This window comes from Neisseria mucosa (assembly GCF_013267835.1).
Classification (GTDB): Bacteria; Pseudomonadota; Gammaproteobacteria; order Burkholderiales; family Neisseriaceae; genus Neisseria.
In genome coordinates this window covers 821562-836148 of record NZ_CP053939.1, presented here as the reverse complement: position 1 = coordinate 836148, position 14587 = coordinate 821562, and the positions used below count along the sequence as shown (strand labels likewise).

The 14587-nt window shown below is 48.9% G+C and carries 10 protein-coding genes and 2 pseudogenes; 1 reads left to right on the top strand and 11 read right to left on the bottom strand.

The genetic code is table 11. The features are described from left to right. Positions 1-164: 164 nt before the first annotated feature. Positions 165-2150, top strand: coding sequence for a site-specific recombinase (locus FOC66_RS03895; protein ID WP_003746851.1), 1986 nt, complete (start codon positions 165-167; stop codon positions 2148-2150). Positions 2151-2215: 65 nt separating this feature from the next. On the opposite strand, the gene clpP is transcribed toward FOC66_RS03895, so the two are convergent. From clpP to FOC66_RS03845, 11 genes and pseudogenes are all read right to left on the bottom strand, one after another. Beyond that, complete coding sequence (gene clpP / locus FOC66_RS03890) at positions 2216-2836, bottom strand: ATP-dependent Clp endopeptidase proteolytic subunit ClpP (RefSeq protein WP_003683589.1); 621 nt, start codon at positions 2834-2836, stop codon at positions 2216-2218. A 90-nt stretch (positions 2837-2926) separates the two neighbouring features. Continuing rightward, complete coding sequence (gene tig / locus FOC66_RS03885; RefSeq protein ID WP_003746849.1) at positions 2927-4237, bottom strand: trigger factor; 1311 nt, start codon at positions 4235-4237, stop codon at positions 2927-2929. A gap of 189 nt (positions 4238-4426) precedes the next feature. After that, positions 4427-6067: pseudogene (locus tag FOC66_RS03880) on the bottom strand (DNA translocase FtsK); the annotation flags it as partial. 101 nt (positions 6068-6168) lie between these two features. After that, positions 6169-6871, bottom strand: a pseudogene (locus tag FOC66_RS10875) (DNA translocase FtsK 4TM domain-containing protein); the annotation flags it as partial. A gap of 188 nt (positions 6872-7059) precedes the next feature. Continuing rightward, positions 7060-7611, bottom strand: a complete 552-nt coding sequence (locus FOC66_RS03875) for a hypothetical protein (RefSeq protein WP_003746845.1) — start codon at positions 7609-7611, stop codon at positions 7060-7062. Between the two features lie 36 nt (positions 7612-7647). Next, a complete protein-coding gene (locus FOC66_RS03870) occupies positions 7648-8001 on the bottom strand; it encodes a hypothetical protein (protein ID WP_003746844.1) in 354 nt (117 codons plus the stop codon). A 47-nt stretch (positions 8002-8048) separates the two neighbouring features. After that, positions 8049-9968, bottom strand: coding sequence for an ATP-binding cassette domain-containing protein (locus FOC66_RS03865; protein WP_003746842.1), 1920 nt, complete (start codon positions 9966-9968; stop codon positions 8049-8051). 171 nt (positions 9969-10139) lie between these two features. Next, positions 10140-10907 (bottom strand): amino acid ABC transporter ATP-binding protein, encoded by a 768-nt coding sequence (locus tag FOC66_RS03860; protein ID WP_003746840.1) that lies wholly within the window; start codon positions 10905-10907, stop codon positions 10140-10142. 9 nt (positions 10908-10916) lie between these two features. Then, the gene (locus FOC66_RS03855; protein WP_003746838.1) at positions 10917-11633 is read right to left on the bottom strand and encodes an amino acid ABC transporter permease; all 717 of its coding nucleotides are present in this window, start codon (positions 11631-11633) and stop codon (positions 10917-10919) included. Next, the gene (locus FOC66_RS03850; protein ID WP_003746835.1) at positions 11623-12447 is read right to left on the bottom strand and encodes an amino acid ABC transporter substrate-binding protein; all 825 of its coding nucleotides are present in this window, start codon (positions 12445-12447) and stop codon (positions 11623-11625) included. The genes FOC66_RS03855 and FOC66_RS03850 overlap by 11 nt, the downstream gene beginning before the upstream one ends. Positions 12448-12601: 154 nt before the next feature. Beyond that, positions 12602-14512 (bottom strand): alpha-amylase family protein, encoded by a 1911-nt coding sequence (locus tag FOC66_RS03845; RefSeq protein ID WP_003746833.1) that lies wholly within the window; start codon positions 14510-14512, stop codon positions 12602-12604. Between the last annotated feature and the right edge of the window lie 75 nt (positions 14513-14587).

Below are 14587 nucleotides of genomic sequence, written 5' to 3'. Positions count from 1 at the left end.
GATTATTGATTCATATTATATAATTGTTATGTAATTTGATTATTCTTTGAATTTTAGGGAAATTGATTAAAATCTTATGCCTTAGTTTGATAAAGAATGCGCTATAATCCGACTTGTTTACCAAGGTTCTTGCTAAATACCTAATTTAATGTAATAATACTACAATGCAAAAACTGACTAATCAAAATCTTCACATTATTTTGTCGGAACGCTTAAACGATACCGACTTTGTTCTTATCCTCAATGCCTTAATCAAATTTTTGCGCCGGGGAGGCAAAAAGAAGGCCTCCGAACGTTTTGATTTGATTTTATCTACGTTAAAACAAGACGATGCTTTATGCCGTCAATTCAGCCTGCGCTTTTATACTTGGCTGTCTAAAGTTCACATTTATCCTGCGCTGATTAAGCTGGGTATTTTCTCGCGCCATAGTTTTACCCGGGAAATGGGCATACGGATCTATGAGCGGTTCAGCCCGTCTTATAAAGATTTTTCCAACTTGCGCGAAGTATTTTTATATCTTTTTCATTCTGAAAACGATGATAAATGGTTGCAAACACTGAGTTTGCGACAATGGCTGGGTATGTATGAATTGTTGTTGGCTAAGGCGGATCCCGCTTTGCTTCAGACGGCCAGCCGACAATTGACAGATGCACGTTTGCGTGCGGTAGAAATGTTGTCCATCTGGATTGCTTCCGAAGCGATTGAGCCGGATTTAATACGGATTGCCCCCCGTTTGTTGGAAGCGGATTCTGCATTTGTCGCTTTACAGCGCGAAGTTGCGAAGATGGTGGAACACTATCGCCATAGTGAAGAAACTTATGACACGGCGCATTTGGAGGTTATGTTTGACCAGTGTGAAAAGCAAATTGACTATTTGCGCCGTCGTGGTACCGGAGCCGGGTCTGGTTCGTCAGTAAAAGTTGCCCACTTGCTCGAACGCCTGCAACAAACCATAGACCGCCTGAAATTGTTGACCAATATTCAAATCGAAACCAGCCGCACCCGCTTAACTGTCAATCTGATGAATGCGATGATTTATGCGGCGGTGGAGCAATACAGCACCAGCCACTTGCGTAAAAGCAGTATCCGAATGCTGGCACGCAGTATTACGGAAAATAAAAGCCATCATGGTGAGCATTACATTACGCGCAACCGTAGCGAATATTTCAAAATGTTTTATTCCGCAGCAGGCGGCGGCGTAATTATTGCTTTGATGGCATTGAATAAAATCCATATTGCGTCTTTGGGGTTCGGAGAATTTACTACTGCATTCTTAGCCGGGCTCAATTATGGTTTGGGCTTTATGCTGATTCATATGCTGCATTGCACTGTTGCAACCAAGCAGCCTGCCATGACGGCGGCGAGCTTTGCCGAACAGGTGGACTCGAATGAAGGCAGCAAAGCGGTGGACAATAAATTGGCTAAGCTGCTGATTGACGTGTGCCGTTCGCAAAGTGTCGCTGTGTTTGGCAATGTATCGATTGCGGTATTGTTGGCGGCAGGAATTGCTTTGGGCTATGCCCATACGCATGGTCAGCCTTTGCTGAATGAGGCAGTTACGGCCTATCAGTTCAAATCTATTGAGATTTTTACCCAACCGACCTTGTGGTATGCCGCTATTGCCGGTGTATGGTTGTTTTGCTCAGGGATTATTGCTGGCTTTTTTGACAACCGTTCCGATTATCTGAACCTGCGTCAGCGCCTGCCGTTTAATCCGTTTTTACGAAAAATCATGCGTCCGCAGCCGCGCCGCCGTTTGGCCGCTTATATTCATAAGCATTACGGCTCGCTTATGGGCAATTTTATTTTCGGTATGCTTTTGGGGATGACCGGCTATTTCGGCCATCTTTTCGGCTTGCCGCTGGATATTCGCCATGTAGCATTTTCTTCGGCAAATTTGGGTTATGCCACGATTAGCGGTCATGCAGATATATTCACTTTTATGCTTGGCTTGGCAAGTGTATTGGCAATCGGTATGGTGAATCTGGTGGTCAGCTTTTCTTTAGCTTTGGCTGTTGCGCTCCGTTCTCGCGGCACGCGTTTGGGCAGTATGCGTAATCTGCTGAAGAGCTTCTGGAGTCAAGTGAAAGCTAATCCTTTGATTTTGCTGTATCCGGTTCAAGTGAATAATAAAGACAACACGAAGTAAAATTGAAGAAAGGCCGTCTGAATATATACTTTTCAGACGGCCTTTTAGTTTAAAACCGATAAAGATTAGGCTTGCAGAGAGGCTCGGTTTTCCAAAACTTGGTCAATCAAACCATATTCTTTAGCTTCATCGGCAGACATATAGTTGTCGCGGTCGGTATCGCGTTCCAAGTCAGCCAAATCGCGATCACAATGTTTGGCGAGTAAGCGGTTCAGTTTCTCTTTGATTTTCAGCAGCTCTTTAGCGTGAATTTCAATATCGGAAGCCTGACCGGCCAAGCCGCCGCTGATGAGCGGTTGGTGAATCATGATGCGGCTGTTTGGTAGGGCAAAGCGTTTGCCTTTTTCGCCTGCGGACAACAAGAATGCGCCCATGCTTGCTGCTTGGCCCAAGCATAAGGTAGAAACATGAGGCTTGATGAAGTTCATGGTGTCGTAAATCGACATACCGGCAGTAACCGAACCGCCCGGAGAGTTGATATAGAAGAAGATGTCTTTATCAGGGTTTTCACTTTCCAAGAACAGTAATTGCGCAACAACCAGATTGGCAGATTCATCTGTTACCGGGCCGATCAAGAAAACGATGCGCTCTTTCAAAAGGCGTGAGTAGATGTCGAATGCGCGCTCGCCGCGACCGCTTTGTTCGATAACGGTAGGGACAAGGTAGTTATTGAAATCGAAGGACATTTTTGTCTCCTGTTAATGATGGAAAAGCACCAAAGCCATTTAAAGCGCTTCGGTGCTTTTGATTGTCTGTTTCAGACGGCCTTAGAGCAATTAAGCTTGTGCGCCCATTACTTCGTCAAAAGACAGCGCTTTTTCGGTTACTTTGGCTTTGCTCAGAACGAAATCAACAACGTTGCTTTCTACTGCCAAAGAAGTCGGGCCTTGCAGGCGGGAAGGCTCTGCGTAGTACCAGTCGATAACTTCTTGAGGATCTTCGTAGCTTTCAGCGAAGTTGGCAACAACGGCTTTGATTTGGTCTTCAGTTGGCTCAAGTTTGTTTTCTTCAACCAATTTAGCCAAAATCAGACCCAAAGCAACGCGGCGTTCTGCTTGTTCTTTGAACATATCCAAAGGCAGATCCAAGTTGGCAGCGTCAGCCATACCTTGGTTAACGAAGTTTTGTTTCATTTCGTTTGCCAGGCGGGCCGCTTCTTCGTTGACCAAAGCAACAGGAACTTGCAAGTCAGTCGCTTTGAGCAGGGCGTTCATGACAGATTCTTTGGTTTGTTCACCAATGCGGCGTTCAACTTCGCGGCCGACGTTTTTCTTCACTTCTTCACGCATTTTGGCAACGTCGCCGTCTTCAATGCCCAGAGCTTTGGCAAAGTCAGTGTTAACTTCAGGCAAAGTAGCTTCTGAAACGTTGTTCAGAGTGATGGTGAACACGGCAGATTTACCGGCAACATCTTTACCGTGGTAGTCTTCAGGGAAGTTTACGGTAACGTCTTTGCTTTCGCCGGCTTTCATGCCGACAACACCGGCTTCGAATTCAGGCAGCATTTGACCTGCGCCCAATACGAAAGCGTAGTTTTTAGACGCGCCGCCGGCGAAAGGTTCGCCGTCGATTTTGCCTTCGAAGTCGATGATGACGCGGTCGCCGTTTTGTGCTTCGCGGTCAACATGGTTGAAACGGGTGCGTTGTTTGCGCAGGATTTCTACGGTTTGGTCAACTTCGGCATCGCCAACGGTTGCAGTTACTTTTTCTACTTCTTGGGCAGACAGGTCGCCGATGGTTACTTCAGGGAAGACTTCAAAAATAGCGGCAACTTTGAAAGACTCTTGATCGTCTTGTTCTTCAACGGCTTCAAAGCGTGGGTAACCGGCAACTTTCAATTCTTGAGCAACGGCAACATCGTAGAATTCGCGTTGTACCAATTCGTTGATAACGTCGTTTTGTGCGCTTGCGCCATACATTTGGGCAATCATTTTGAACGGTGCTTTACCCGGACGGAAGCCGTCAATTTTTGCACGGCGTTGGGTTTGTTTCAGTTTTTTCTCAGTTTCTGCGTTGATTTTGGACCAAGGCAGAGACAATACTACTTTGCGTTCCAGATTTTCTAAAGTTTCAACAGTTACGCTCATCGTAAGCCCTTAAATTTGTTGTGTTTAAACGGTTATCCTTCTGCTTAATCCCCCGAAGGATTTCGGGAATATGCATAAGGTCAAAATTTAGCTGCTTAGTATAACACAATGTTTCACGAATAACATAAAAAGGCCGTCTGAAAAGTGGGAAATTCTTTTCAGACGGCCTTTTTGCCTTGACATTGTTTTTTAAAGCTGGTCTTTTTGCGCCAGAATCCGTCGGCTGCCGTTGATGTCTGCCGGAGAAAGCACACCGGCATTTTCAAGCGCATCTATTAAATTGGCGGCGCGGTTGTAGCCGATGCGCAATTGGCGTTGCAGGGAGGAGATGGAAGTCTTCCGGCTTTCCAATACGAAGGTAACGGCTTGGTCAAACAGTTCATCGCTGTTGGCGTTCGGATTGACAATATTGGTGGTTTCGATGGCCGCTTCACCGCTGAGCAAGCCTTCCACATAATTGGTCGGCGCTTGTTCTTTAATGAAATTGACGACTTGATGCACTTCATCATCGGAAACAAACGCACCTTGCAGGCGTGTCGGTTCTGCGCTGCCTGGTTGCAGGAACAATGAGTCGCCGTATTTGAGCAATTCGTCTGCACCCATTTGGTCAAGAATGGTGCGGCTGTCGATTTTGCTTTGTACGGTAAAGGCCATGCGTGTCGGGATGTTGGCTTTAATCAGACCGGTAACCACATCAACGCTTGGGCGTTGGGTGGCGACAATCATGTGAATGCCTGCCGCACGCGCTTTTTGGGCAAGGCGTGCGATTTGTTGCTCGACGGATTTGCGTTCGGTCATCATCAAGTCTGCCAACTCGTCGATGACGACCACAATCAACGGCAGTTTTTCCAGAGGCTCGGGATCATCGGGATTTAAGCTAAACGGATTGAGTAATGGCTTGCCTGCCGCTTTGGCCTGCTCGACTTTTTGGTTGAAGCCGTCCAGATTGCGCACGCCGGCGTGTGAGAGCAGGCGATAGCGTTTTTCCATTTCGGCAACACACCAGTTTAACGCTTGTCCTGCCTCGCGCATATCGGTTACAACCGGGCAGAGCAGGTGCGGAATGCCGTCATAAATGCTCAATTCCAGCATTTTCGGGTCAATCATGATGAATCGGACTTCGTCGGGCGTGGCTTTGAAGAGCATGGACATAATCATGCCGTTCACGCCGACAGATTTACCCGATCCGGTCATACCTGCAACCAAAAGATGCGGCATTTTTGCCAAGTCGCCGACCACGGGCGTACCTGCAATATCTTTACCCAAGGCAACGGTCAGTTTGGACTTGGCATCGGTAAACACGGGAGAAGAGAGGATTTCGCTCAACATGACGTCTTGGCGTTTCTCATTGGGCAATTCAATCCCCATGGTGTTTTTACCGGCAATGGTCTCAACAATGCGTACCGCTTGCAGAGACATCGAGCGCGCCAAATCTTTGGACAACGCGACAATTTGGCTGCCTTTGACACCTTGTGCCGGTTCGATTTCGTAGCGGGTAATCACAGGACCGGAAGTGGCGGAAACAACCTGTACGCCGATGCCGAATTCAGCCAGTTTGGTTTCAATCAATTCTGCGGTTTGTTGCAATTCATCCGGATTGACGACAACCGGTTCTTCAGACGGCATACGCAACAGGTTCATATTGGGTTTGTGGTATTCACCGTTGTTTTTAGGTTCGGTATCGTCAAACAGGGAAGTTTGGATTTTAGGGGGCGGCGCAACGGATACGGCAACGGTTTTACGGTTGCTGCTGCTGCCTGCCAACGGAGCAACCGGAGTAGCGGTAATGGTTTTGGCTTCTTTAACCATGCGGCGCGTATTTTGGGTTTCCAAAGCTTCGGCGCTGACATCTTCTTTTTTATTTTGGAATTGAGACAGTTTTTTCATCAGGCTGCCAAACAGGCCGCCCACATGGCTGCCGGATTTGGCCATGACTTCCAACCATGAAACCTGAGCCAACAGGGAAATGGACAACAGCAACATCACCAGCATAATCAACAGGCTGCCTGATTTGCCCAACAGCCAAGCCAAGCCTGAACCCGCCAATAAGCCGACCAAGCCGCCGGCACCGACGGGAAGGGATTCGCTCAATGCGTTGTCAAACAGGAAGTGCTCGATAATCGGGCTGCACACCAGCAGGAGGAACAATGCCAAAGCGGCTACGCCGTGATTGTAGGGCTTATGGTTTTCCTGCTTTTTCATGGGGCGGAAGTTTTTGTAGAGGAAAACGCAAGAGGCGACAATCCACCACCAAAATGACAGGCCGAACAAATAATACCCGACATCGGAAAGATAGGAGCCAAAGAGGCCGCCGAGGTTGGCAACATCATGGCTTTTGGGAACGCTGCGCGACCATGCAGGGTCGTCCATGCTGAAACTGGCCAGGGAAATGGCCAGATAAATGGTGATAACCAAACCAAACAGCCATAAGGCATCATTAATCAAGTTGACGACATGTTCGGGGCGCGCTTTTTTTTCTTCGTTTTTTTGCAGCTCTTTGGCGGCTTTCAGGCGTTGGGAGACTTTATTGTCGGCTTGAGTTTGTGTTTTGGCGGGTTTGCGTGTGGTCGGTTTGGCAGCCGGTTTGGTGGAAGCACGTTTTTTTGTTTGGGTTTTAGAAGATTTTGCAGTCATGAGATAAAGGCCGTCTGAAAAGACCGGAGGTAATGTGCGTAAAGGGCAAATTATACCGTATTTACCAGACGCGAGAAATTGAAACGGGCGTAATCATTATGGGATTCAGGCCGTCTGTATGGCGTGACGAAAATTTTGGATTTCGTTTCCACCTGTTCAGACGGCCTGATGTTTTGATTGATTTGAACTTACATTCTGCCCAGTTCGCGCTGGAGGGCTTGAATGTTTTTCTCCCTATCCAAAACCGCACCTTGCAGCGTACTGATGGCCTGTTGATTGACGCTGCCGCCTTTGGCTGTCCGCGCTTGGCTCAGTTGCTTTTTGGCATCGGCCAAAGCCGCGCGTTCATTGGATAACTCGGTTTCCAGAATAGAGCGGCGGCTGTTGACGCCGGCGGACTTGGGAACCGGAGGAGGGGCCGTTTCAGAAGCGGTGCGGATGGGGGCAGGTTTGGGCGTTGCCTTATGGTTGGATTTTGCCGCCGTATTTTTGCTTTTTGCCGGAGCCGTTTGTGATGTCGGCGCGTTGAGTGTAGGCGCATCGCTGACCGGGGCATCGTATCGGCTGCTGCTGTATTTGCCGACAATCGGCAAATCGTTGACGGCTTGGCAGTTGCCGCTTGGACGCGAAGTATAAACAATCGAGCCGTTGACTTCACAGGTGTAGATTTTTGCGGCGTGGGCTTGGCTGTTGAAAACGGCAAGCGGCAGCAGGGATAGGGTAAGCAGATATTTTTTCATGATTCAGGTAGGGCTGATTCGTTGCATTTGAGCATTTTATTCTTGTTCAGACGGCATGGGCTGCTGTTTTTTGGCTTTTGCACTGTTTTTGTTTTTGCTCGGTTTGTCGGCTTTTTTCTCCTGTTTGTCGGATTTTTCCGTACGCTTCTTTTTCTTGGGTTTTGCATTGACGCGTTCATCAGAGGCATTGAGGCTGCGGATGTTAAGATGATAACCGCTGCCTTGATGGCCGCTGATTTTAGGCAATTGTGCCTGTGCGCAGGAGGAGTTGGGCTCGGAGGTATAGCTGCCGTTGCCGCAGGAATAAACTGCGGCGGCTGCGTGAAGAGAAATGCCCAAAACGAAAGAGGATACGAGGAAGTATCCGGCTTGTTTGATAATTGAAGTCATGTTTTTCCGTATTGTGTTTTATTTCAGACGGCCTGATGGCTCTATTTTTATTGGGAAAACTCGGCTTCGACATCAGCTTGGATTTGCTCAAGCTCTTCCTGCCATTGCAGCCAGTTTTCTTCCAGTTGCGTTAATTTTACTTTAGTTTCTGTTAATTGTGCGAGTGTCTCTTGCAATTTGGGTTTATTTTCTTCTGAATAAGCAGATTCTTGTGCCAAAAATGCTTCACAGGCCGTCTGAATATCAGTCAAACGCGCGATTTCTTTTTCGGCTTTGTCGATTTTCTGCTGAATCGGTTTGCTGCGTTTGGCTTTTTCCTGACGGATTTGTGCCTCGATACGCTTGGTGTCCTTGCGGCTTTGGCTTTGTGCAGATGCGGCAGGGGCCGCTGCGGCGTTTTCTTGTGCCAACCGCCATTGACGGTAGTCGTTCAAATCGCCGTCGAAGTTGTTCAGACGGCCTTTGTCAATCAATAGGAAGCTGTCGGTAGTCGCTTCAAGCAGGCTGCGGTCGTGCGATACGACAATCAATGCGCCTTGGAAACTTTGCAGGGCAAGTGTCAGGGCGTGGCGCATATCCAAGTCTAGGTGGTTGGTCGGTTCGTCAAGCAGTAGCAGATTAGGTTTTTGCCAGATAATCATGGCAAGGGCGAGCCGTGCTTTTTCCCCGCCGGAGAACGGCTCGGTCTTTTGAACCGCCATATCGCCGACGAAGTTGAAACCGCCTAAAAAGTTGCGGATTTCCTGTTCGCGGACTTCGGGCGAAAGCTGTTGGATATGCCAAACCGGACTTTGATCGGCGCGTAAAGTATCCAGTTGGTGTTGGGCAAAATAGCCGATATTGAGCTTTTCGGAGCGGACGATACTGCCGGAAAGTAAATCGATTTTTCCTGCCAATGCTTTGATAAATGTGGATTTACCGCTGCCGTTAACGCCCAACAGGCCGTAACGTGCGCCGCTTTCCAGAGACAAGGTAATATCGTGCAAAACAGTTTTGTCGCCATAGCCCAAGTCGGCATGGTCGAGTTTCAGTAATGGATTGGGCAGATGAGTCGGATTGGCAAACTCAAAGGAAAACTCGCTATCTAAATGCGCAGGGGCGATGCGCTCGAGTTTGGCTAATGCCTTCATGCGGCTTTGGGCTTGTACGGCCTTTGTGGCTTTGGCTTTGAAACGGTCGATAAAGGATTGCAGATGTTTGATTTGCGCCTGCTGTTTGACGTAGGCGGCTTGTTGTTGCGCCAGACGTTGGGCGCGTTCCGCTTGGTAGAAATCGTAATTGCCGCCGTATTGGGTCAGTTTTTGTTGCGACAGTTCGATGGTTTGCGTGGTGGTGGCATTCAAGAAGTCGCGGTCATGGGAAATGATGATTTGCGTACAGGGCAGGGAGGCGAGATGGTTTTCCAGCCATAGTACGGTTTCTAAATCCAAATGGTTGGTCGGTTCGTCCAAAAGCAGCAAATCGGCACGGCAAATCAGCGCTTGGGCAAGGTTGAGGCGCATACGCCAGCCGCCGGAGAAGGATTTGACGGGGCGGATATGTTCTTCTTGTGCAAAACCCAAGCCGTTAAGCAGTTTGGCAGCGCGTGCCGGAGCGGTATAGGCATCGATTTCTTCCAATTTGGCATGATATTCGGCTTGCTTCATGCCGTCGTTTTGCGCTTCTGCTTGAGCCAAGGCCGTCTGAAAAGCCTGCAATTCGGCATCGCCTTGCAAAACGTAGTCTAAAGCGGAAATATCTAAATCGGGCGTTTCTTGAGAGACGGAAGCTAGCCGCCATGTTTTGGGAATCAGGATTTCGCCGCCATCTTGCGTGATTTCACCTTTTATCAGCGCAAACAGGCTGGATTTTCCTGTACCGTTTTTACCGATTAAACCAACGCGTTGGCCGGGGTTGATTACGGCATCGGCTTTGTCGAGCAGGACTTTCAAGCCGCGTTGTAAGGTGAGTTTTTTAATTTCTATCATGATGGCAGGCAAGGGGATGAGTAAAACGAAAGGCGTTATTTTACCTGAAAAGATATATAAAAGGCCGTCTGAACAAGTATGAAAACGAAAGTAACGATTTCTATTTCACTTATTCAGACGGCCTTTATGAAATGACGGTCGGAAATGCTTTCAAATTGTCTGTCGTTTCAATTAAATTTGAAGATCAGCATTGTCCGCACGGATTTGGCGCAGGAATTTTTGTGTCCGCTCATGTTTGGGATGATTGAACAAATCTTGCGGGCTGCCTTGTTCGACAATAACGCCGCCATCCATCACGACGACGGTGGTTGCCACTTCCAAGGCAAATTTGATTTCATGCGTAACGACAACCATGGTCCAGCCTTCTTGTGCCAATTCCTTCATGGTATCCAAAACATCTTGCACCAATTCGGGGTCAAGCGCGGAAGTCGGTTCGTCAAACAGCATCAGTTCAGGCTGAATCGCCAATGCTCGGGCAATGCCGACACGCTGCTGTTGACCGCCGGAAAGCTGGTAGGGGTAGAGGTCGATCTTGTCGCCCAAACCGACTTTTTTAAGCAATTTGACAGCCTCTTCACGCGCTTGGGCGACAGGTTTGCCTTGTACGGCAACCGGTCCTTCCATGACGTTTTCCAATGCAGTTTTGTGCGGAAAGAGGTTGTATTGTTGGAACACCATGCCGGACTTGCGGCGCAGTGCCAAAATATCGTGTTTGCTTGGTTTTTTGGAAAAATCGATGCTTAACGGCTGCGCATTGTCAAACTCGATTCGACCTTGTTCAGGCATTTCCAAAGCGTTTAAACAGCGTAAAAACGTGGTTTTGCCCGAGCCGGACGGGCCTAGGATAACGACCACTTGTCCTTTGCCGACATCCAAATCGATGCCGCGCAAAATGGTATTTTCGCCAAAGGTCTTATGGATATTGCGGATTTTAATCATGACAACTCCTTATTTGGCGACATAGCGGTCAAAGCGTTTTTCCAAGCGCGCCTGAATCAAAAACAGCACTTTGCAGAAGCACCAATAAACCAATGCGGCTTCGATATAAACGGGCAAAAAGTCATAAGTACGGTTTGCTGTCTCTTGGGCAACACGGAAAAGCTCTGTTACCGTTACTACGGCGGCAAGCGAGGTGTTTTTGAACAAGCCGATAAACTCGTTGCTTAGAGGCGGTACGGCAACGCGGAATGCCTGTGGCGCGATAATACGGCGGAACGTCTGCATATAGGTCATACCGATGGAGAAACCGGCTTCCCATTGGCCTTTAGGTACGGACAAGATTGCCGCGCGTATGGTTTCGGAAGCGTATGCGCCGACATTGAGCGAGAAGCCGATGATGGCGGCAGGAATCGGGTCGATATAGATGCTGACGGAAGGTAAACCGTAGAATACGATGACCAACTGCACCAAAAGCGGCGTACCGCGAATGATGGAAATATAAAATTCCACCAGCTTCAGCAAGCATTTTTGGAAAATACCGCCGGAGGGCATGATCCGCACCAAAGCAACGGCTACGGCAATAATCATGCCGATAACGAAAGAAGCGATCGCCAAAGGCAAAGACACTGCGAAGCCGGCTTTGACCATGGGCCAAAACGCGCTGATGAGCATATCAGCGCGTGTTTCCGTCATAAACGGCAGAGAGGCAAGGAAATTATTTAACACTGATGTCTTTTCCGAAGAATTGTTCGCCCAGTTTTTTCAGCGTGCCGTCGGCTTTCAGCTCAGTCATGGCTGTGCTGAATTTAGCCAATGCTTCATCGTTGCCTTTATTGACAATCAAGCCGGAGCCGACTTTTTCGTCAGCCGGTGCAGACCAAACGATTTTTACGCCGGTATTCGGATTTTTCTTCAGATAGTCCAATACCGCCAATTCGTCATTCAGGGTTGCGTCGGCACGTTTTTGTTCAATCAGGGTCAGGGATTGCGCCAAGCCGTCTACCGGTACGAGTTCTGCACCTGCCGCTTTGGCTTTTTCACCATAGTTACTGGTCAGGGATTGTGCGGTTTTGACGCCTTTGATGTCGTCGATGGATTTGATATTGCTGTCTTTGCGCGCGACTAAAACAGCACCACTCCAGCTATAAGGCTCGGATTTGTCAAAAGTCGCTTGACGCTCAGGGCTGGTCAGGCCGACTTGGTTGGCAACCACGTCAAAACGGCCGGCTTTTAAACCTGCCATCATGGAGTCCCATTGTGTTTCTTTAAATTCGACTTTTACGCCCAGTTTGTCGGCGACTGCGCGGGTTACTTCGACATCGTAGCCGGTCAATTTGCCGTCTTTGTCGTGGTAGGTGAAGGGTGCGTAAGTACCTTCCGTACCGACAGTGATGGTACCTTTGTTGTTGATGCGCTCAATCAGCGAGCCGGAGGCCGCGCCGGATTGTGCCGGTGCAGAAGAAGCTGAGTTGCTGCCTTCGCCGCCGCAGGCTGCCAAAACTACTGCAGCGATGGTGCCGAGTACGAATTTTTTCAACATGGATTTTTACTCCTGATTTTTAGTGTGTCATCTGGTATTAAAGCATGCATTCTAAGCGAAACTGCCCAAAATACAAAATACATCTTATTTCTTAAAAGGCCGTCTGAACGCTGATGTGTTCAGACGGCCTTGAGTGGTGTATCAAAATTTCGGCTTATGCAATTTCAAGCCACATGACTTGATAGGGTTGCAGTACCAAATCCTGATTCAGGGAAACGGTTTGACCGCTGATCAAATCGTGCGCTTTAAACGGCATGGCTTGCAGCGTATGCGCACTGATGGTTTGCGGATGTTCGCTGAAGTTGCCGAATGCCAACAGCGCGTTGTTGCGCATATAGCCGATGATGTGTTTGTTGTTGGTATTGAAGGTAACCAACTTGCCGCCGTCAAAGCGCGGATTGCTTTGGCGGATGGCAATCATATGGCGCAAACCTTGGAAGATTTGACCGGCAGTGGTCGAGCTGTCATGGCGTTGGTTGTACAACTCTTCATTATAACGAGGACGGTGTGCCCAGCGGCTGTCGTCGCTCTTATTGCTGTCTTGCGACCAGTCGTCATCATTGAGTGTACCGACTTCATCGCCCAAGTAAATCAGCGGCAGACCGCCGGTACTCAAAGCAATGCTGTACAAAAGTTTGATGCGGTCAACGGCATACGGGTCATTTTGAGCCAAACCAACCAATGCTGCGGCTGTACCGCTGACACGGCAGTCGCCAGTGTTGGGGTTATATTGGAAGGGGACGCCGCGCGCGAAGCTGCCGTCGAAATGGTTGACGAAGAAGCGGTTGAGGAATTGTCGGTGGTCGTAGCCGTGGATGCCGAACTGCCATGCGTCTTCGTCGGCAAAGGTCCAGCCGATGTCGTCATGGCTGCGGACGTAGTTAACCCATGCTGTGTGGTCGGGCAGGTTGTGGCGGTAGGTCAATGCCTGATGGAGCAGGTTAACTTCGCGCGTGGCAAGCGTGTTCCACAACAATGCCATTTGCAATGGGTTGTAGCCGATTTGGCATTCATCTTGGCTGATGTATTGGACAACTTGGTCAGGATGGACGATGGCTTCGGATTTGAAGAACACGGCCGGGGCGGCAATACGCATTACGGAGTTAAACGCACGAATCAGAGCGTGTGCCTGAGGCAGGTTTTCGCAGCTTGTGCCCATTTGCTTCCAAATAAAGGCAACGGCATCCATGCGCAGAATATCAACGCCCAAGTTGGCAAGGAACATCATTTCGCCTGCCATAGCGCGGAATACCCAAGGATTACTGTAATTCAAGTCCCATTGGAAGGAATTGAACGTTGTCCATACCCAGCGGCCGTCTTCCAATTGCGAGAAACCGCCCGGATGTTGGTCAGGGAAGATTTCACGCAGGGTGCGGTCGTATTGGTCGGGCATCCAACGGTCAGGGAAAATGTAGTAGAAATTGTCATAGAGCGGATCGCCGGCGGCGCAGCGTTTTGCCCATTCGTGTTCATTGGAAGTGTGGTTGAAGATGAAATCGACAACGGCGGAAATACCTGCTTCGTGCAGTGCGGCAATGACATCGCGCAAGTCGTCTATCGTACCCAAAGCCGGATTGACGTCGCGGTAGCTGCTGACCGCATAGCCGCCGTCGCTTTTGCCTTCAGGGCATTTAAACAAGGGCATCAGGTGCAGATAGGTCAGGCCCAATTCTTGGAAATAAGGGATTTTGGCTTTCAAACCTTGCAGATTGCCTGCGAACAAATCGACGTAGCACACGCCGCCGACCTGTTTGTTGGATAAAATCCAGTCAGGATCGTTTTCGCGCGCGATATCAATATCTTTTAAAGATGCGTTGCGTTGGGAATAGCTTTGCCATGCTTGGGCAATCAGTTGCTCCAGCATGGGAAGGACGGCTTCGTTGTTGTTGTAAACGTTGTCCAGCTCGTGCATCAGTTTGGGAAAGTGTTCTTCAAGCCGTCTGTCAAACTGTTTCCAGTCTTCAGATGCCTCGATGCTTGCACGCTGTTCGGGAGTGTATATCGATAGGGTGCGTTCTTTAAGGTGATGCAAGGTCAAATCAACCTGTTGAGTCTGGGTCAACATAATGCCTACTCCGAAGTTAAGGTGAAATTGTTTTGAAGCTTGGTTTCACTTCTTTTGCAAATCCATGCCGATCGT

What these genes read in the sequence shown, in the direction of transcription:
- FOC66_RS03895 (WP_003746851.1), top strand. Translation starts at nt 165, where the DNA reads ATGCAAAAACTGACTAATCAAAATCTTCACATTATTTTGTCGGAACGC.
- clpP (WP_003683589.1), bottom strand. Translation starts at nt 2,836, where the DNA reads ATGTCCTTCGATTTCAATAACTACCTTGTCCCTACCGTTATCGAACAA.
- tig (WP_003746849.1), bottom strand. Translation starts at nt 4,237, where the DNA reads ATGAGCGTAACTGTTGAAACTTTAGAAAATCTGGAACGCAAAGTAGTA.
- FOC66_RS03875 (WP_003746845.1), bottom strand. Translation starts at nt 7,611, where the DNA reads ATGAAAAAATATCTGCTTACCCTATCCCTGCTGCCGCTTGCCGTTTTC.
- FOC66_RS03870 (WP_003746844.1), bottom strand. Translation starts at nt 8,001, where the DNA reads ATGACTTCAATTATCAAACAAGCCGGATACTTCCTCGTATCCTCTTTC.
- FOC66_RS03865 (WP_003746842.1), bottom strand. Translation starts at nt 9,968, where the DNA reads ATGATAGAAATTAAAAAACTCACCTTACAACGCGGCTTGAAAGTCCTG.
- FOC66_RS03860 (WP_003746840.1), bottom strand. Translation starts at nt 10,907, where the DNA reads ATGATTAAAATCCGCAATATCCATAAGACCTTTGGCGAAAATACCATT.
- FOC66_RS03850 (WP_003746835.1), bottom strand. Translation starts at nt 12,447, where the DNA reads ATGTTGAAAAAATTCGTACTCGGCACCATCGCTGCAGTAGTTTTGGCA.
- FOC66_RS03845 (WP_003746833.1), bottom strand. Translation starts at nt 14,512, where the DNA reads ATGTTGACCCAGACTCAACAGGTTGATTTGACCTTGCATCACCTTAAA.